Here is a 16,611-nt window from a genome sequence, read left to right on the forward strand (position 1 = left end):
GGAAGGCAGCCCCCATGGCCAGATCACCCTACGGCAACTACGGCCACGCGATCCTGACCGCCGGAGCGCTGCGTACGCCCGGCCGGGTCGCGCTGACGTACTGCGGCGAGCAGAGCTTCACCTACGACGAGCTGAACAGGAACGTCAACCGCCGCGCCCACGCCCTGCTCGCCGCCGGGATCGCGCCGGGCGCGCGGGTGGCGGCGCTGCTGAACGAGACGTTGCGGGTGGCCGAGGTCTACCTGGCGCAGGCCAAGATCGGGGCGGTCACGGCGGCGCTGAACCCGTACTGGCCGGCCGAGACGCTGCGGGACGTGGTGGCGGCGGCGCGGTGCACGGCGTTCGTGTACGACGCGACGGTGGAGAAGGTGGTCGAGCAGATCAGGCCGTCGCTGCCGGAGGTGACGGCCTGGATCCACGTACGGGACCTGGAGGGCGGCTCCGACGAGGAGCCGCCGCTGGGCGCCTTCCACGACGACCCGCTGGCGCTGTACTTCACGTCGGGGACGACCGGCCTGCCCAAGGCGGTCGTGCACACGCACGCGTCGTCGCTGGCCACGGCGCAGATCTGGCTGGACGTGCCGCGCGGCCCCGACTCGGTGTTCGGGACGGGCGCGATCATCTGGGGCATCGGCTTCCCCGCCATCGCCGGACCCGCGCTCTACGCGGGGATGCGGCTGGTGCTGGAGCAGGACTGGGGGCCGGCGAACTTCCTGCGGGTCGTCCCGCGCGAACGGGTCACGCACGTGTCGCAGATCCCCTCGTTCTACTCGGCGCTGCTGGCCTCGCCCGACCACGAGGGCGTGGACCTGTCGTCCATCGAGGTGATCATGCTGGGTGGTGAGCCGCTGACCGCGACCATGCTGGACCGGATCAAGGCCCGGCTGCCACAGGCCGGCGTGTACTCCTACTACGGGCAGACGGAGGCGCCGTACACCTGCATGGGCCGGGTGGACGACGGCTCCACCCCGCTCGGCTCCTCGGGCCGGGCCCGCACCGGGAACGCGGTGCGCGTCACCGGCCCGCACGGCGAGCCGGTCGTCGACACGGTCGGCGAGATCAACCTGGCGGGGCCGCACCGGATGGCCGAGTACGACGGGCTGCCCGACAGGACGGCCGAGGTGCTGCGCGGCGAGTGGTACGTGGGCGGCGACCTCGGGACCCTCTCCGCCGACGGCGTGCTGCGCGTGCTCGGCCGGCGCGAGGACGCGATCATCAAGGGCGGGATCTGGACCCAGCCCTCCGTGATCGAGGAGGCGGCCTCCGCCCTGGACGGCGTCGCCGAGGCAGGCGCGACCGGGGTGCCCGAGGGGGCGGCGGAGCAGGAGGTGCTGCTGGCCGTGGTGCCCAGGGCCGGGCACACCCTCGACGCCTCCAAGCTGGCCCTGGCCCTGGCGGACCTCCTCCCCGCGCACCAGCGTCCCGACCACATCGTGGTCGCCGAGGAGCTGCCGCACTCGCAGGACGCCTCCGGCGGGCCGGGCAAGCTGCTGCGCAGGAAGCTCCGCGAGCTGCTGCCGTGACCGCCGGCCCGTACGAGCACGAGGTCAAGGCGCTGCTCGCGCAGGCCGGGGTGCCGGTGCCGCGCGGGGTCGTGGTGCGCGGGGATGATTTCGGGGCGGCGCGGGAGCTGGCCGGGCCGCTGGTGCTGAAGGCGTTCGGGCCGGGGCTGACGCACAAGTCCGAGGCCGGGGCGGTCGTGCTGGGGCTGGCGTACGAGGAGCTGCCCGACGCGGCGGCCCGGATGCGGGCCCGGCTGGAGCCCGCCGGGTTCCTGGTCGAGGAGCAGGCCGAGGCCGGGGTCGAGCTGATCGTGGGGCTGGTGCGGGACCCGGCGTTCGGCCCCGTGCTGCTCGCCGGCCTGGGCGGGGTGTGGACGGAGGCGCTGCGCGACACGGCGCTGCTGCTCTGCCCGATCACGGAGCGGGACGCGCGGCGGGCGCTGGCGTCCCTGCGCGGGGCGCCGCTGCTGGACGGGTGGCGCGGCGGGCCGCCCGTGGACGTGGACGCGGTCGTCAAGCTGCTGATGGCGGTGGGCGGGGCCGGGGGGTTGTGGGAACGGCTGGAGCTGGGCGAGTTCGAGCTGAACCCGGTCATCGCGGGCCCGTCGGGCGTGATCGCGGTGGACGCCCGACACCTCCCCGCCGACCGCACGACCAGCTCCCCGACGCGGCCGGTGGAGCGGGCGGGCGGCTTTCTGCGGCTTTTCGAGCCGAAGGCGGTGGCCGTCGTCGGGGCGTCCACGTCGCGGCCGAACTTCGGGAACATGTTCCTCGGCTTCTACCGCGACGCCGGCGTGCCGCTGGTGGCCGTGCACCCCACCGCCACGGAGGTCGCCGGGGTGCCCGCCGTGCCGTCGCTCGCGCACGCGGACGTGGACTACGCCCTGGTCGCCGTGCCCGCCGAGCGGTGCGCCGAGGTGGTGCGGCAGGCGCGGGCGGTGCCGTTCACGCAGGTGATGAGCGGCGGGTTCGGCGAGGCGGGGCGGCCGGACCTGGAGGCGGAGCTGGCCGCGGCGGCGCGGGCGGCGGGGACGCGGCTGCTCGGCCCCAACTGCATGGGCGTGTACTGCCCGAAGGGGCGCCAGACGTTCGTCGGCGGCGGGCTGGGCCCGCCGGGGACGGTGGCGCTGATCTCCCAGAGCGGCGGCCTGGCCGGCGAGGTGATCAAGGTCGGGGAGCGGCGGGGGCTGGCGTTCAGCCGGGTCGTCACCGTCGGGAACGCCGCCGACGTCACCCCCGCCGAGCTGCTGCGCTGGCTGGCGCGCGACGACGAGACGCGGGCGGTCGGGCTGTACCTGGAGGACCCGAGAGACGGCCGGGAGCTGTACGAGGCGCTGCGTGACCTCGGCAAGCCCGTCGTGCTGCTGGTCGGCGGGCGCAGCGGGCAGGGGCAGCGGGCGGCGGCCTCCCACACCGGCGGCATGGTGAGCGACCGGCGCATCTGGGAGGCGGTGGCCGAGCAGACGGGGGCGACGCTGGTGTCCGGGCAGGACGACCTGATCGGGGTCCTGGCCTACTTCCATACGCACGGCTCGCGAGGCCCCGGTGGGGAGCAGGTGCTGGTGGTGGGGCCGAGCGGGGGTGCGAGCGTGCTGGCCGCGGACGCGTTCGACCGGGCCGGGGTGCGGCTCGATCCGCTGCCGGCCGGCCGCCTGGACGCGTTGCGCGCGCTCGGGGTGGTGGCGGCGGGCAACCCGCTGGAGGTGCCGGTGGGGCCGCTGGGCAGGGCCGGGCTGGTGGCCGACGTGATCGACGTGCTCGCGGGTCCACACCAGGACGTGGTGACGGGTCCGCACGGGGGTGTGGCGGCCGGGCCGTACCGAGATGTGGTGGCGCATGTGAACGTGCAGGCGTTCTTCACGTACGGGACCGCCCCCGAGCCCCTGTACGCCTACGCGCGCGCCCTCGCGGACGCCCAGGCCGCGCGCCCGAGCCTGCGGATCACCCTGGTGACCAGGAACGGCGAGTGCGCCCCCGCGGGCGTGGTGGACGAGGTGGACCGGATCGCGGCGGCGGCGGGCATTCCCGTCTACCGCACCATGGAGGCGGCCGCCGTGGCCGTCGCGGCAGGAGGACGCTATGGGGCTGCTTGACGGCAAGGTGGCGCTGATCACGGGCGGGGCGCGGGGCATGGGGGCGGCGCACGTGCGGCTGTTCCTGGAGGAGGGCGCGCGGGTGGTGTTCGGGGACGTGCTGGACGAGGAGGGCAAGGCGCTGGCGGAGGAGACGGGCGCCACGTACCTGCGGCACGACGTGACGAGCCCCGAGGAGTGGGAGCGGGCCGTGGGGACGGCCGTGGAGCAGTACGGCAAGCTGGACGTTCTGGTGAACAACGCCGGGATCCTGAAATTTCGCCGCATTCAGGAAATGTCGCTGGAGGACTTCGACCGGGTGATCGGCGTGAACCTCAAGGGCACCTGGCTGGGCATCAAGGCCGTCATCGAGCCCATGAAGGCGGCCGGGCGCGGCTCGATCGTGAACATCTCCTCCATCGAGGGCTACGTCGGCGCCGAGGGGTTGTCGGCGTACTCGGCGTCGAAGTTCGGCGTCCGGGGGGTCACGAAGTCGGCGGCGCGGGAGCTGGCCAGGTTCAAGATCAGGGTGAACTCGGTGCACCCGGGCGCGATCAACACCGCCATGGCCCTCGACCCGGACATCGCGCGCGAGGTCGACGCGGAGGCGTTCGTGAAGTCGATGGTGATCAAGCGCTTCGCCAAGCCGGTGGAGGTCTCCCATGTGGTGGCGTTCCTGGCCTCGGACCGGGCGAGCTACTGCACGGGCAGCGAGGTCACGGTGGACGGGGGCCTGCTGACCGGCGCAGGATACTGAGACCTCACCTCAAGGTAGATCTTTTAGGGTTAAACCACGTAGCCCCGGACATTTCTGGCAACATCTCTGACCTGCGGTTTCCAACCCGGAAGAGGCCCCACCTCTCCGGGGGACGGTCTTGAGCTGGGGTTACGGCTTGGTAACCTCACTGAGCACGGAAGACGACAGGCCACCGGTTTTGTCACACCAGTCCCGGGTTCCCCTCCTTACCCAGTGCTGCGTGGACAAACCCGGTCTTGCCCGGAAGGTGCCCCCATACTTCCATGACGCCAGAGATCCAGAAGTACATCGAACTGCTCGAGAGCCAGCTCGGGTATGCGGAGAAGTCCGGGTCGTACACCAAGTTCGGCGACTGGTACGGCAAGAACGTCGAGTTCGACGCCGACTACAGCTCCGCGCCGTGGTGCGACATGTACCTCTCGTGGGCCGCGCACAAGCTCGGCTACGAGGACTGGATCGGGCAGTTCGCGTGGACGGTGGCGCACGCGAAGTGGTTCAAGGAGCAGGGGGCGTGGGGCAAGACGCCCAAGCCCGGCGCGTTCGTCTTCTACGACTGGAGCGGCTCCAACGACATCGACAACATCGACCACGTCGGCATCGTGACGAAGGTCGAGGGCGACACGATCCACACCATCGAGGGCAACATCGACGGTGGCGTCGCCAAGCGCAAGGAACGTGACACGAGCAAGGTGGTCGGCTACGGCTACCCCGACCGGGTCAAGGAGCGCCTCGACGCGGCCGCCGCGAAGAAGGCCAGGAAGCAGGCCGGCCAGGATGGCACGATCCAGCTCGGCGAGGAGTCGCTCGCCTCGATGATCCCCCGGGGCGACACCGGGCGTTCCGCCCAGGTCCCCCTCGACGGGGGCCGGATCCAGTCGCAGGACCCCGGCCGGGCGCAGACGCCGTCCACGGGGCAGGTCGAGGGCCAGACCCCGGCCGAGGCCCAGGGCCGCGCGGACCGACAGACCTCCCCCTCCACGCAGACCGGACGCTCCGACTCCACCCTGACCGGCCGCTCCGGCGCCACCTCGGACGCCGCGCCGCAGCAGCAGGCGGCCACCGCGCCCCGCGCCGGCTCGACCTCGGCTCCGCGCCCGGCCGCCACCCAGCAGAGCCCGCAGACCGGCGCCTCCCCCGCGCCCGGCACGGTCAAGAAGGGCAAGCACGCCAAGCCCGCCACGGCCGACACCGAGGCGGCCACCGCCGAGCCGCTCCCGGCCCACGGCGACGCCTCCGCCACCGGCCCGCTGCCCGCCATCAACTCGCCGACGCTGATCGGCTCGGCCCTGGTCGCCGCGCTCGCGCTGCTCGCCGTGGCCAAGACCCGCCGCCTGCGCCTGAGCACGGCCGGCGCGACCGCCGGCAAGCCGGCGCGACCGTCCCGCGCCAAGGGCCGCCGCCGCCGTCGCGGGCCCGCCCCGGTGACCGCCACCGCCAAGACGGCCGTGGAGCTCCAGGAGAGCGCCGACCGCCTGGCCACCGCGGCCGCCCTGCGCTCCCTCACCGCCGCGAACGCCGCTTCGGACGTCCTGGCCTCGGCGACCGCCTCGAACCTCCGTCACGGGGTCCGGGCGGGCGGCGCCCGGCACCGCAAGCTCCCGTTCGAGACCAGGCCGTTCGACCTGTCCACGGACGCGCCCCGCCACCACACCCACGAGCGCCCCACCCACGAGCACCACCCGCACGAGCGCCCGGCCCACGAGCACCCGGCCCACGAGCACCACGGGTCGGAGCACCACGCGGGCGGCCGCCACACCGCCGGGCACCACGAGCCGCGCCGCCGCACCCCCGGCCACCGCCGCCGCCCCGCCTCCGAAGCCGCGTTCACCTTCGAGACCCCGTTCACCTCCGAGGCCGCGTTCACCTCCGAAGCCGCGTTCACCTCCGAGGCCGCGTTCACCCCCGCCTTCGACAGCGAGCCCTACGAGCCGGACCTCGACCTGAGCCGCTTCGCGTTCACCGAGCACACGGGCCCGCTGGAGCGCATCACGTTCACCGACGAGACGGGCCCGGTGGAGGTCGTGCTCGACACGGGCCCGCTGCGGCGCGTCGTGGACACCGGCCCGTTCGAGCGGATCGTCATCCCGGGCGCGAGCAGCGCGTTCGACGCGTTCAGCCCGCCGCGCCGCAGGGGCGGCGGCGACGGCACGACCGCGCCCGACCCCCGCGCCTACCGGGGCAGGCGCAGGCGCGCCGCCATCGCCGCCGCCGAGGAGCACGCCGGGTTCGCGCCCGACCTGCCCCTCAGGGGCCGCCGCCATCGCCGCACGCGTACGGACGACGAGCACCGCCTGGTCGGCGGGGCCGCCACCGCGCCTGACCGGAAGGCGGGGAACTCCGCCCGCACGATCACCGTTGACCCGCTGTAGCGGAAGACCGATACGCGCAGATTGGGGTCACTTGTCGCCAGCCGTCCTCCGTGCCCTCCTCACCGGCGTGGCCGTCCTCCTGGCGGCGGGATGCGGCGCCACCGCGTCCCCGCAGCGGCGACCGGCCGACACCGTCCCCACCCGGACGGCGCAACGGGACCAGAGCACGCAGGACCACGCCGAGATCTGCGTCGAGGACCGGACGCGGGTCAGGACGGAGGACCAGCGCTGCGACGATCGGCAGCGCGGCCACTCCTGGTACTACGTGCCCCTGTCCGCGACGGTCCCCGCGATCGGGCGGAAGGCGGCCTCCGGCCTGCCCTACGCGCCGCCCGGGCGGGCGTACCGGGCGGTGCGGAAGGGCGGCAGCGGGCAGGGCGTGCTCATCGTCGACGACCGGGACCGCGTCGAGATCTGCGTCCAGGTCTCCACCCGCGTCCGCGTGCCGGACGAGCGGTGCGAGGACCTGCTCGACGGCTACGCGTGGTACTACCTGGTGATCGACCGGCGGATCCCGGCCGTGGGCAAGCGCGCCGAGCGCGGTTCGTACCTGCCACCCAGGCAGCTGACGACGTATCGGGCGCGGCGCGACGGCGGCAAGGGCGGCACGGCGGCGATCCGGCCGGAGACGGACGAGCCGCGCCCCACGCCGACGCCCACGGCCACCGCCAAGAAGCCGTCCACCAGGGCGACCGCCCGCCCCACCCCGACGAGGCCGACCACGAGGCCGACGACGAAGCCGACCACGAAGCCGCGCGAGTGCCGCACGGTCAGGAGCGGCGGCAGGGCCACTACGCGCTGCTCGTGAGGCCGTACTCGGCGGCGAAGGCGGCCAGCCCCGCCACCGCGTCCCTGCTGCGCCGCCACGGCCGCACGATCAGCCGCTCCACCCCGAGCGCCGCCCAGCCGGCCACCTCGCCGGGCGAGGCCAGCTCGTACGCGTGCGCCGTCACCGGCACCCCGTCCCCCAGCCGGGCGAGGGCCGCCAGCCGCGGCTTGATCGATTCGAGGGTGTGCGGCATGCTGATCCACCCGTCGCACAGGGTGGCCGCGCGGCGCAGGGCGGCGGCCGACTCTCCGCCCGCGAGCACGGGCAGCCGCCGCTGCACCGGCTTGGGCTCGAAGGCGACCTCGGGAAAGGCGTAGAACCTGCCGGTGTGGGTGACCAGGGGCTCGCTCCAGAGCCGCCGGACCACCTCGATCGCCTCGTCCAGCCGCGCCCCCCTGGTCGCGAACGGCACGCCCGCCGCCTCCCACTCCCCCCGGTACCAGCCCGCGCCGACGCCGCAGACGGCCCGCCCGGAGGAGACGACGTCGAGGGTGGCGAACGCGCGGGCCGAGACAAACGGGTGGCGCAGCGCGAGGAGCTGCACGGCCGTGCCGAGCCGGACGCGGGTGGTGAAGGCGGCCAGCCAGCACAGGTACGCGGGCGCGTCGAACAGCGGCGTCTGCGGCTTGATCCCGGGGTCGGAGGTGCCCGGGTAGACGGCCAGGGACAGGTCCGTGGCGAAGACGAGGTGCTCGGGCAGCCACACCGACTCGAACCCCAGCTCGTCGGCCGCCACCGCCACGTCCTTCCAGGCGGCGGGGTGCAGGAGGCCGAGGGGGACGCCGAACTTCACGGGCGCCTCCCCACGATCGCGACCCGGAGGCGTTCGCGGTGGGCGGCGGTGGTGCTGTACGCCATGGACAGCGACCAGGCGCGTGCCAGCCAGAACCGCAGGTCCAGCTCCTCGGTGTAGCCGATGGCGCCGTGGACCTGCAGCGCGACCCGGGCGGCGAGCGTGGCTGCCTCGCCGGCGGCGGCCTTGGCGGCGCTCGCGTCCCGCTCGGCGGCATCTGTCTCCAGGGTCAGGGCGGCCCGGTACACCAGCGGCGCGGCGAACTCGACGGCCACGGCCACGTCGGCGAGCTGGTGCTTGACGGCCTGGAACGAGCCGATGGGCGCGCCGAACTGGGTGCGTACGCGCGCGTAGGCGACGGCGGTGGACAGCAGCTCCCTGGCGACCCCGACGAGCTGCGCGGCGGTGGCCACCGTGCCCCGCAGCAGCGCCGGGCCCACGGGCGCGGGCAAGGGCTCGGAGCGCGCGTAACGCACCTCGAACAGCGGCCGGGCCGGATCCACGCCGCGCCGGGGCTCCAGGAGCAGGTCGGGTCGGTGGACCACGCGGGCCGCGCCGTCCCTTACCACGATGAGCAGGTCGGCCAGGTCGGCGTCGGCCGCGTACGCCTGCCCCGGCGGCAGCACCCCGACGCACACCGCGCCGGAGGCCAGCTTGGGCACGCCGGCCAGCAGGGACGGCGCCACCACGGCGGTCTCCACGACCGGGCCGGGCAGGCAGGCGCGCCCGGTCTCCTCCAGGGCGGGCAGCACGTCCACGAGCGCGAGCCCGAGCCCGTCGGCCTCCTCGGGCAGCAGCAGCCCGAAGAACCCCAGGCCGGCGAGCTGGTCCCAGGAGGGCCTGCGTGCCGTCCGGAGCGCGGCGGGCGGGCAGTGCGTCCGCAGCACGTCCCGGACGGTCGCGGCCAGTGCGAGCTGGTCGTCGTCGAAGCCGAAGTTCATCGTGGCAACCCCAGGACGCGCTCGGCGACGATATTGCGCTGGATCTCGTTCGTGCCCGCGTAGATGGGCCCGGCCAGCGAGAACAGGAACCCGTCCAGCCAGCCCCCGGCCTGGTCGCCCAGCAGCTCCAGGGCGAGGGCGTGCATGCGCAGGTCCAGCTCGGACCAGAAGATCTTGCCCATGCTGACGGCGGCCCCGATCTCCTCGCCCGCCATGAGCCGGCGCGCCGTCCCGAACGTGTGGAGGCGGTACGCCTCCGCCTCGACCAGGCACCTGGCGGCCCGGTCGGCGAGGGCCGGGTCGGCGTCGCGGGCCAGCTCGGCGAGCCGGGCGGCGGTGGCCAGGAAGCGACCGGGGCTGCGCAGGGTCAGGCCGCGCTCGGAGGAGGTGGTGGCCATCGCGATCCGCCAGCCCTCGCCCGCCTCGCCGAGCACCATCGACTCGGGGGTGAACACGCCGTCGAAGCGCAGCTCGGCGAAGCCCGGCAGCCCGTCGAGCTGCGCGATCGGGCGGACGGCGACGTCGGTCATGGGGAACATGAAGTACGTCAGCCCCTTGTGCCGTGCGCCGGAGGTGCGGAACAGGCCGAACCCGTGGGTGGCGTAGGCGGCCCGCGAGCTCCACGTCTTGTGCCCGTACAGCCGCCAGCCGCCGGGGCAGGGCTCGGCGCGGGAGGTGATGGCGGCCAGGTCGCTGCCCGCCTCGGGCTCCGACCACGCCTGCGCCCACACGTCGTCGCCCCTCGCCATCCGGGGCAGCCAGCGCGCGCGCTGCTCGGGGGTGCCGTGACGCATGAGGGACGGGCCGAGCAGGAAGATGCCGTTCTGGGTGACGCGGGCGGGGCAGCCGGCGGCCCAGTACTCCTCCTCGAAGATCAGCCAGTCGATGAGGGAGGCGCCGCGCCCGCCGTACTCCTCGGGCCAGGAGACGACGGACAGCCGCGCGCCCGCCAGCTCCGCCTCCCAGGCGCGGTGCGCCTCGAAGCCTTCGGGGGTGTCGAGCGAGGGCAGCGGCGGGGGCGCGTGCCTGCTCAGCCAGTCGCGTACCTCGGCTCGGAAGGCGAGCTGCGCCGCGGTGAAGTCGAGATCCACACCGACCAAACTAGCGCACGCTTGGTCGTGTGGCCAGGCTAGTCTGGAGGTCGTGCAGGGACTGCTGCTGCGGCTCTCGACCCTCGACACCGACGCGGAGAGCGCGGTCCGGGTCATCGCCTACTTCGACTCGCTGGTGCGCGACCACGCGAGCGTGCCGGCGCTGCTCAAGGCCACGGCCCGGCTGACGCAGTGCCCGGTCGGCCTGCTCGACGCCGCCACCGGCCGTCGCACCCGCGTCCACGCCGACGGCACGATCGAGACGCGGCCCGTCCCCGCCGGCCGCACCACCGAAACACCGCCCGTCCCCGCGTCCGCGCGCGAGCTGAGCTCCGGGCTCGGGGCCGTCTGGATGGAGCGCGACGGGCCCGCGCACGGGCTCGACGAGATCGTCCTGGAGCGGTACGCGGCGGCGGCCGAGGTCACCCTCGAACGCGCCGCCGCCCTCACCCACGCGGCCCGCGACCCCGCCCTGGTCGAGCTGGTCCTGTCGGCCGAGACCGGCGACACCGAGCGGGCCCGCGCGCTGCGCCTGCTCGGCTTCGACCCGGCCACCCCGCTGCAGGCCCTGGCCATCGCGCTGCCCGACGCGGAGACCGCCGCGGGGCTGCGGGCGATGGGCCACCACGTCCGCGCCGCCACCATCGGCGACACCGAGGCCGTCCTGGTCGTCACCACTCTGAGGCCCGATCCGTCCGCGGCGGCACGGGCCGGCATCCCACCCGAGCCGCCCAGCCCCGCACGGACCGGTATCCCGCCCGAGCCGCCCAGCCCCGCACGGACCGGCATCCCGCCCGAGCTGCTCGCCGGGGCGCGGGTCGGCATCGGGCCCGAGCTGCCCGGCGCGCGGGCCGCCGAGTCGTGGGCCGGCGCCCGCACCGCGCTGCGCTTCACCGGCCCCCACGACCGGGTGATGCGCTGGTCGGAGCTGGGCGCGCTGGCCCTGTTCGCCGACCTGCCGGAGCAGGCGATCGCGGCCCTGCCCGACGTGCGGGCGATGTCCCGGCTGGGCGAGGAGTCGCTGCTCGCGGTGCGCGCCCTGTGCCTGGCCGGCTCGATCCGCGGCGCGGCCCAGGCCGTGCACCTGCACCACAGCTCGCTGGCCGCCCGCATCGCCCGCGCGGAGTCGGTGCTGGGCTTCTCGCTGGGCGACCAGCCGGGCCGGATGCGCGCCCACCTGGCTCTGGCCCTCGTCCGCCTGCTCGCGTAAGAGCGTTCAGATCCCGAACGCTCGCTTGAGCGCCGCCTCGCGGGCCTGCCGCGCCCGCACGCTCAGCGCCGCGTCCGGCACCATGATGTCGAACCCGTGGAAGGCCCCCGGGTACAGGTGGAACTCGGTCGACACCCCGGCCCGCGCCAGTCGCAACGCGTAGTCGAAGCACTCGTCCCTGAACACCTCCAGCTCGCCCACGTCCACGAACGCCGGGGGCAGCCCCGACAGGTCGCCGGCGCGGGCGGGAGCGGCATACGGGGGCACGTCGGAGGTGCCGGCGCGGTCGCCGAGCAGGGCCGACCAGCCGAAGAGGTTGGCCGCCCGGTCCCACACCACGGCCTCGGCGAACTCGTGGCTGGACGGCGTCTCGTTGCGGTCGTCGAGCATCGGGCAGACGAGGAGCTGGAAGGCCACCTCGGGCCCGCCCCGGTCTCTGGCCAGCAGCACCGTGCCGGCGGCCAGCCCGCCGCCGGCGCTGGCCCCGCCCACCGCGACGCGGCTCACGTCGATGCCCAGCTCGGCGGCGTTCTTGACGGTCCAGGCCAGCCCGGCGTAGCAGTCCTCGACGGGGGCGGGGTGCGGGTGCTCGGGGGCGAGCCGGTAGTCCACGGAGACCACGACCAGGCCGAGCCGCTCGACGTAGTCGATCATGGAGTGGTCGTCCATCTCCGGCATGCCCATGATCATGCCGCCGCCGTGGATCCAGTAGAGCGCCGGCCGCCCCTCTCCCCGCTCCTCCGGCTGGTAGATGCGCAGGCGCAGGTCGGGAGCCCCGTCCGGCCCCGGGACCAGGCGGTTCTCGATCGAGATCCGGGTGTCGGGCGGGGGCGCGGCGGCCACCATCGCGTTCATCTGCGCCCGCTGGCCGGGCAGGTCGGCGAAGACGGCCGACAGGTCGCCGGGCGGCATGGGGAACGCCTCGACGCCCGCGCGCAGCTCCGGGTCGAGGTTCGGGTGGACTGCCATGGGGGATTCCCTTCCACGGGGAGGTGGGGCTACTCCTCGATCGTCGATCCCGCTCCCCTGCCGCACAACCGCCATCCGGCGGCGATTACCCGCCTCAGACCCGCCGTTCGGCGAGCAGCTCGACGACCCGCTCGGCCAGGGGGGCGGCGCTGGCCGGGTTCTGGCCGGTGGCCAGGCGGCCGTCCACCACGACCTGCGCCTGCCAGTTGTCGCCGGGCTCGTGCCGCGCGCCCCGCGCGGTCAGCGCGTCGGCCAGCAGGAACGGCACGACGTCCGCCACGCCGCGCAGCTCCTCCTCGGCGTTGGTGAAGGCGGCCACCCGCTTGCCCGCCACCAGGTACGACCCGTTGGAGAGCGTCAGGTTCACCAGCGCCGAGGGCCCGTGGCAGACGGCCGCCACGACGCCGCCCCGCTCGTACACCTCGCGCCCGATCCGCCGCACGTCGGGGTCGTCGGGGAAGTCCCACATGGTGCCGTGGCCGCCGGCGTAGAGGACGGCGTCGTAGCGGGAGCCGTCCACGTCGGCCACGCGGGCGGTGTCGCGCTGCTCGGGCGCGGCGACGAACGCGGCCTGCGCGGGGTCGGCCGGGTCGTAGCCGTCCTGGGGCGGCTCGCCGCCCTTCACGCTGGCCACGTCCACGTCGAAGCCGGCCTTGCGGAAGATCTCCCACGGGTGGGCGGCCTCGGGCACGTAGTATCCGGTCTTCTCCACGCCGCCGAGGTCGTCATGGCTGGTCAGGACTATGAGTACACGCTTCGTCATGCGTTCAGGATGCCTCCGGCGAGCCATCAGCGACAAATAACGAAGCCGTGCCGAGCCATCAGAATAGTGATATGTCGCCACTCTCGCTCGACCTGCTGCGCACCTTCCTCGCCGTCTACCGGACCGGCTCCATCACCGCCGCCGCCCAGACGCTTGGCCTGTCGCAGCCGGCGGTGACCGCGCAGGTCAAGACGCTGGAGGCGACGCTGGACCGGCCGCTGTTCGACCGGCTGGCGCGCGGGGTCGCGCCCACGCCCGCCGCCGACGAGCTGGCCCGCAGGGTCGCGCCGGGCCTCGACGCGCTGGACGAGGTGGTGGCCGCCGAGCTGCCCTCCGGCGAGGCCGTGCACCTGGGCGGGCCCGCCGAGTTCCTGAGCGAGGTGGTCATGCCGATGCTGGCCCCGCTCGTCCGTGACGGGCTGCGGCTGCGCGTCACCCTGGGCCTGTCGGACGACCTGCTCGCCGGCCTCGCGGCGGGGCGGCTGGACCTCGTGCTGTCCACGATCAGGCCCCGGCTGCGCGGGGTGCAGGCCGACCCGGTGTACGACGAGGAGTTCCTGCTGGTCGCCGCCCCCGGTGTGGGGCCGGAGCCGCAGCCGCTGGTCGCCTACGCCGAGGACCTGCCCATCGTGCGCCGCTACTGGCGCAGCGTGTTCGGCCGCCGCCCGTCGATGGCGGCCCAGGTCGTCATGCCCGACCTGCGGGGCGTGCTGAGCGCGGTCCGGGCGGGGATGGGCGTGTCGGTGCTGCCCGCGTACCTGTGCCGCCGGGACCTGGCGGCGGGCACGCTGGTGACGCTGGCCGAGCCGGAGGAGCCGCCGATCAACACCGGCTACCTCGCGGTCCGCTCCGGCGCCCGCACCCGGCCGGCCGTCGCCCGCGTGCGCGACCACCTGGTGCGGGAGCTGCGCGCCGTGCAGTCCTTCTAGGCGCCCCAGGAGGCCAGCAGCCGCAGCGACTCCTCCGAGGCGCCGTCGGCGGGGTGCAGCAGGCTGAGCCGGTGGCCGCCGCCCGGCAGCTCGAACGTCTCGTAACGCAGCGCCAGCTCCCCCACCACCGGGTGCCGGAAGCGTTTGACGCCGTGGGTGCGCTCCTTGACCACCCGCCCGGCCCAGAGCGTGCGGAAGCGCTCGCTGCGTACGGACAGCTCGCCGATCAGCGACACGAGGCGGGGATCGTCGGGATGGCGGCCCGTGGCCAGGCGGAGCTGCCCCACCGTCGCCCGCAGCACCTCGTCGCGGTCGGCGTACAGCTCGATGTCGTGCAGGAAGTTGTAACGGGCCAGGTTCGCGCCCGGGTGGCACAGGCCGGGGAAGAGCGCGTCGGCCAGCCGGTTCCAGGCGAGCACGTCGAGCCGGTGCCCGGTGACGAGCGCCGGCACCTCGGCGCCGGAGATCCGCTCCAGCAGCGCGGTCAGCTCCGGCCGCACCTGGCAGGGCGGCTTGGGCCTGGGCCTCGGGGCGGCCAGGTCGAACAGGTGGGAGCGCTCGGCGTCGGTCAGGCCGAGCGCCCTGGACAGCGACTCCAGCACGGACGCCGACGGCTGCTCGGTGCGGCCCTGTTCGAGGCGGGTGAGGTATTCGACGCTGATGCCCGCCAGCCCGGCCAGCTCCTCCCTGCGCAGCCCGCGCACCCGCCTGCGCGGCCCGCCCGCCAGCCCCACGTCCTGCGGCGCGACCTCGCTCCTGCGTGCCCGCAGGAACGCGCCCAGCTCCCTGTTCATGCCTCCAGTCTGACGGGTGCCGGGCCGCGCGAGCCTGTCCCTCCGCGTACCTGGATAGGGGCATCGCCCATGGGCATGCTGATGGTCATGTGTCATTCCACCGACAGCCGGCCACCCGCACCGCCCGTCCAGGGCGAGGTGGCCGCACACGAGCAGATCGAGCTGACCGCCGCCGACGGCAACCGCTTCCTCGCCTACCGGGCCGAGCCCGCCGAGCCGAACGGGCGCAGCATGGTGATCCTGCCCGACGTGCGCGGCCTGCACCCGTTCTACCGGGATCTGGCGCAGCGCTTCGCCGAGGCGGGGTTCCGTACGATCGCGATCGACTACTTCGGCCGCACGGCCGGGCTGGGCGAGCGCGGCGACGACTTCGACTTCATGACGCACGTCAAGCAGATCACGCTGGAGAACGCGCGGGCCGACGTGGCGGCGGCGGTGCGGGAGCTCGGCGGCCCGGTGTTCACGACCGGTTTCTGCATGGGCGGCGCCCTGTCGTGGTGGCTGGGCGCCGACGGCAACGGCCTGGCGGGCGCCATCGGCTTCTACGGCGCGCTGCGCTTCATCGAGGCGCCGGAGTCGGGGCCGGGCGCGCCGCTGCTCCTGCTGCGGGCGGGCGCCGACACGGCGTCCTCCCCTGAGGAGTTCGCCGCGTACGAGGCCGCGCTCGACAGCGTGGGCACCGAGCACGAGACGCACATCTACGAGGGCGCCCCGCACTCGTTCTTCGACCGCAGCTACGGCGAGTGGGCCGACGCCTGCCAGGACGCCTGGCGCCGCATCCTGTCGTTCACGGAGCGGCACGCCAAGCCCTGAACCGGGCGGCACGCCGAACCATCAACCGGGCGGGACGCTCAGCCCAGATAGGCGGCCCGGACCACCGGGTCCTCCCGGACCTCGGCGGGCGTGCCGGTGGCGATGACCTTGCCGAGGTCCAGCACGACGATGCGGTCGCAGGTGTCCATGACGAAGCCCATGTCGTGCTCGACCAGCAGCACGGTCGTCTCCAGCGCCCTGACGACCTCGCCCAGGCGGGCGCTCTGCCCGGCGTCCAGCCCGGAGGTGGGCTCGTCGAGCAGCAGCAGGCGGGGCCGGTCGGCCAGCGCCCTGGCCAGCTCGACGAGGCGCCGCTGGCCGACGGGCAGCGCGGCGGCGTACGCGTCGCGCAGCGCGGTGAGCCCGCACAGCTCCAGCACCTCGGCCACCCGCTCGCGCCGCTCGCGCTCCAGCCGCCGCCGGGCGGGCCAGCCGACCAGGTCGGCGGCGAGCCCGCCGCCTCCGCCGTGCCAGTCGAGGGCGGCCAGCACGTTCGCGGCGACGGTGAGCCGGCCGAAGACCTGGGTGCGCTGGAACGTGCGGCGCACCCCGGCCCTGGCCCGCCTGACCGCCGGCATGCCGGTCACGTCGTGCCCGTCGAGGAGCACCCGCCCCTCGCCGGGCCTGCGCAGCCCGGACACCACGTCGAAGAGCGTGGTCTTGCCGGCCCCGTTCGGCCCGATCACGCCGCAGACGGCGCCGCGCCCGACCTCGAACGTCACCTCGTCCAGCGCCCTGACCCCGCCGAACGCGACCGACACGCCGTCCACCGCCAGCAT

The 16,611-nt window shown here is 74.7% G+C and carries 15 protein-coding genes; 8 read left to right on the forward strand and 7 right to left on the reverse strand.

The genetic code is table 11. The features are described from left to right. The first annotated feature begins 14 nt into the window (after positions 1-14). The 5 genes from KIS93_RS49410 to KIS93_RS49430 all read left to right on the forward strand — a co-directional run bounded on the left by KIS93_RS49410 (position 15) and on the right by KIS93_RS49430 (position 7,508). Positions 15-1,523 carry a class I adenylate-forming enzyme family protein gene (locus KIS93_RS49410; protein ID WP_080042193.1) on the forward strand — a complete coding sequence of 503 codons (1,509 nt, stop codon included), beginning with the start codon at positions 15-17 and terminating at the stop codon, positions 1,521-1,523. Further along, positions 1,520-3,595 carry an acetate--CoA ligase family protein gene (locus tag KIS93_RS49415; protein ID WP_080042194.1) on the forward strand — a complete coding sequence of 692 codons (2,076 nt, stop codon included), beginning with the start codon at positions 1,520-1,522 and terminating at the stop codon, positions 3,593-3,595. Before KIS93_RS49410 ends, KIS93_RS49415 begins: the two co-directional genes overlap by 4 nt. Further along, positions 3,582-4,331: a glucose 1-dehydrogenase gene (locus tag KIS93_RS49420; protein ID WP_080042195.1), complete on the forward strand. Its 750-nt coding sequence runs from the start codon at positions 3,582-3,584 to the stop codon at positions 4,329-4,331. Before KIS93_RS49415 ends, KIS93_RS49420 begins: the two co-directional genes overlap by 14 nt. A 263-nt stretch (positions 4,332-4,594) precedes the next feature. Next, a complete protein-coding gene (locus KIS93_RS49425; protein WP_186404870.1) occupies positions 4,595-6,700 on the forward strand; it encodes a CHAP domain-containing protein in 2,106 nt (701 codons plus the stop codon). 31 nt (positions 6,701-6,731) lie between these two features. Further along, a complete protein-coding gene (locus KIS93_RS49430; protein ID WP_080042197.1) occupies positions 6,732-7,508 on the forward strand; it encodes a hypothetical protein in 777 nt (258 codons plus the stop codon). On the opposite strand, the gene KIS93_RS49435 is transcribed toward KIS93_RS49430, so the two are convergent. The 3 genes from KIS93_RS49435 to KIS93_RS49445 are packed head-to-tail and all read right to left on the reverse strand — an operon-like array spanning position 7,492 to position 10,354. Further along, a complete protein-coding gene (locus KIS93_RS49435; protein ID WP_080042198.1) occupies positions 7,492-8,322 on the reverse strand; it encodes a TIGR03619 family F420-dependent LLM class oxidoreductase in 831 nt (276 codons plus the stop codon). The two genes, KIS93_RS49430 and KIS93_RS49435, sit on opposite strands and share 17 nt — an antisense overlap. Next, on the reverse strand, positions 8,319-9,263 hold the full coding sequence (locus KIS93_RS49440; protein WP_080042199.1) for an acyl-CoA dehydrogenase family protein: 945 nt from the start codon (positions 9,261-9,263) through the stop codon (positions 8,319-8,321). Before KIS93_RS49440 ends, KIS93_RS49435 begins: the two co-directional genes overlap by 4 nt. Then, positions 9,260-10,354, reverse strand: coding sequence for an acyl-CoA dehydrogenase family protein (locus KIS93_RS49445; protein WP_080042200.1), 1,095 nt, complete (start codon positions 10,352-10,354; stop codon positions 9,260-9,262). The genes KIS93_RS49440 and KIS93_RS49445 overlap by 4 nt, the downstream gene beginning before the upstream one ends. A gap of 52 nt (positions 10,355-10,406) precedes the next feature. Between KIS93_RS49445 and KIS93_RS49450 the strand changes: the two genes are divergently transcribed. Next, the gene (locus KIS93_RS49450) at positions 10,407-11,564 is read left to right on the forward strand and encodes a helix-turn-helix domain-containing protein (RefSeq protein ID WP_155128416.1); all 1,158 of its coding nucleotides are present in this window, start codon (positions 10,407-10,409) and stop codon (positions 11,562-11,564) included. A gap of 6 nt (positions 11,565-11,570) precedes the next feature. On the opposite strand, the gene KIS93_RS49455 is transcribed toward KIS93_RS49450, so the two are convergent. Both KIS93_RS49455 and KIS93_RS49460 read right to left on the reverse strand, forming a co-directional pair. Further along, complete coding sequence (locus KIS93_RS49455; protein ID WP_080042202.1) at positions 11,571-12,533, reverse strand: alpha/beta hydrolase; 963 nt, start codon at positions 12,531-12,533, stop codon at positions 11,571-11,573. A gap of 94 nt (positions 12,534-12,627) precedes the next feature. Further along, the gene (locus KIS93_RS49460; RefSeq protein ID WP_080042203.1) at positions 12,628-13,296 is read right to left on the reverse strand and encodes a type 1 glutamine amidotransferase domain-containing protein; all 669 of its coding nucleotides are present in this window, start codon (positions 13,294-13,296) and stop codon (positions 12,628-12,630) included. A gap of 71 nt (positions 13,297-13,367) precedes the next feature. Here KIS93_RS49460 and KIS93_RS49465 point away from each other — a divergent pair, with 71 nt between their 5' ends. Beyond that, the gene (locus KIS93_RS49465; RefSeq protein ID WP_080042204.1) at positions 13,368-14,225 is read left to right on the forward strand and encodes a LysR family transcriptional regulator; all 858 of its coding nucleotides are present in this window, start codon (positions 13,368-13,370) and stop codon (positions 14,223-14,225) included. On the opposite strand, the gene KIS93_RS49470 is transcribed toward KIS93_RS49465, so the two are convergent. Next, positions 14,222-15,019 carry a helix-turn-helix transcriptional regulator gene (locus KIS93_RS49470; protein WP_080042205.1) on the reverse strand — a complete coding sequence of 266 codons (798 nt, stop codon included), beginning with the start codon at positions 15,017-15,019 and terminating at the stop codon, positions 14,222-14,224. The two genes, KIS93_RS49465 and KIS93_RS49470, sit on opposite strands and share 4 nt — an antisense overlap. Before the next feature lie 87 nt (positions 15,020-15,106). Here KIS93_RS49470 and KIS93_RS49475 point away from each other — a divergent pair, with 87 nt between their 5' ends. Next, positions 15,107-15,832: a dienelactone hydrolase family protein gene (locus tag KIS93_RS49475; protein WP_080047163.1), complete on the forward strand. Its 726-nt coding sequence runs from the start codon at positions 15,107-15,109 to the stop codon at positions 15,830-15,832. A gap of 38 nt (positions 15,833-15,870) precedes the next feature. Here KIS93_RS49475 and KIS93_RS49480 read toward each other — a convergent pair whose 3' ends face one another. Continuing rightward, entirely contained in the window at positions 15,871-16,611 is a 741-nt protein-coding gene (locus tag KIS93_RS49480) for an ABC transporter ATP-binding protein (RefSeq protein WP_080042206.1), read from the reverse strand.

Source organism: [Actinomadura] parvosata subsp. kistnae (genome assembly GCF_900323885.1).
Taxonomy (GTDB): domain Bacteria; phylum Actinomycetota; class Actinomycetes; order Streptosporangiales; family Streptosporangiaceae; genus Nonomuraea; species Nonomuraea composti.

Bases quoted from the DNA above. Each gene is read 5' to 3' on its own strand.
- KIS93_RS49410 (WP_080042193.1), top strand. From the start codon at position 15: ATGGCCAGATCACCCTACGGCAACTACGGCCACGCGATCCTGACCGCC.
- KIS93_RS49420 (WP_080042195.1), top strand. From the start codon at position 3,582: ATGGGGCTGCTTGACGGCAAGGTGGCGCTGATCACGGGCGGGGCGCGG.
- KIS93_RS49425 (WP_186404870.1), top strand. From the start codon at position 4,595: ATGACGCCAGAGATCCAGAAGTACATCGAACTGCTCGAGAGCCAGCTC.
- KIS93_RS49440 (WP_080042199.1), bottom strand. From the start codon at position 9,263: ATGAACTTCGGCTTCGACGACGACCAGCTCGCACTGGCCGCGACCGTC.
- KIS93_RS49455 (WP_080042202.1), bottom strand. From the start codon at position 12,533: ATGGCAGTCCACCCGAACCTCGACCCGGAGCTGCGCGCGGGCGTCGAG.
- KIS93_RS49460 (WP_080042203.1), bottom strand. From the start codon at position 13,296: ATGACGAAGCGTGTACTCATAGTCCTGACCAGCCATGACGACCTCGGC.
- KIS93_RS49465 (WP_080042204.1), top strand. From the start codon at position 13,368: ATGTCGCCACTCTCGCTCGACCTGCTGCGCACCTTCCTCGCCGTCTAC.
- KIS93_RS49470 (WP_080042205.1), bottom strand. From the start codon at position 15,019: ATGAACAGGGAGCTGGGCGCGTTCCTGCGGGCACGCAGGAGCGAGGTC.
- KIS93_RS49475 (WP_080047163.1), top strand. From the start codon at position 15,107: ATGTGTCATTCCACCGACAGCCGGCCACCCGCACCGCCCGTCCAGGGC.
- KIS93_RS49480 (WP_080042206.1), bottom strand. From the start codon at position 16,611: ATGCTGGCGGTGGACGGCGTGTCGGTCGCGTTCGGCGGGGTCAGGGCG.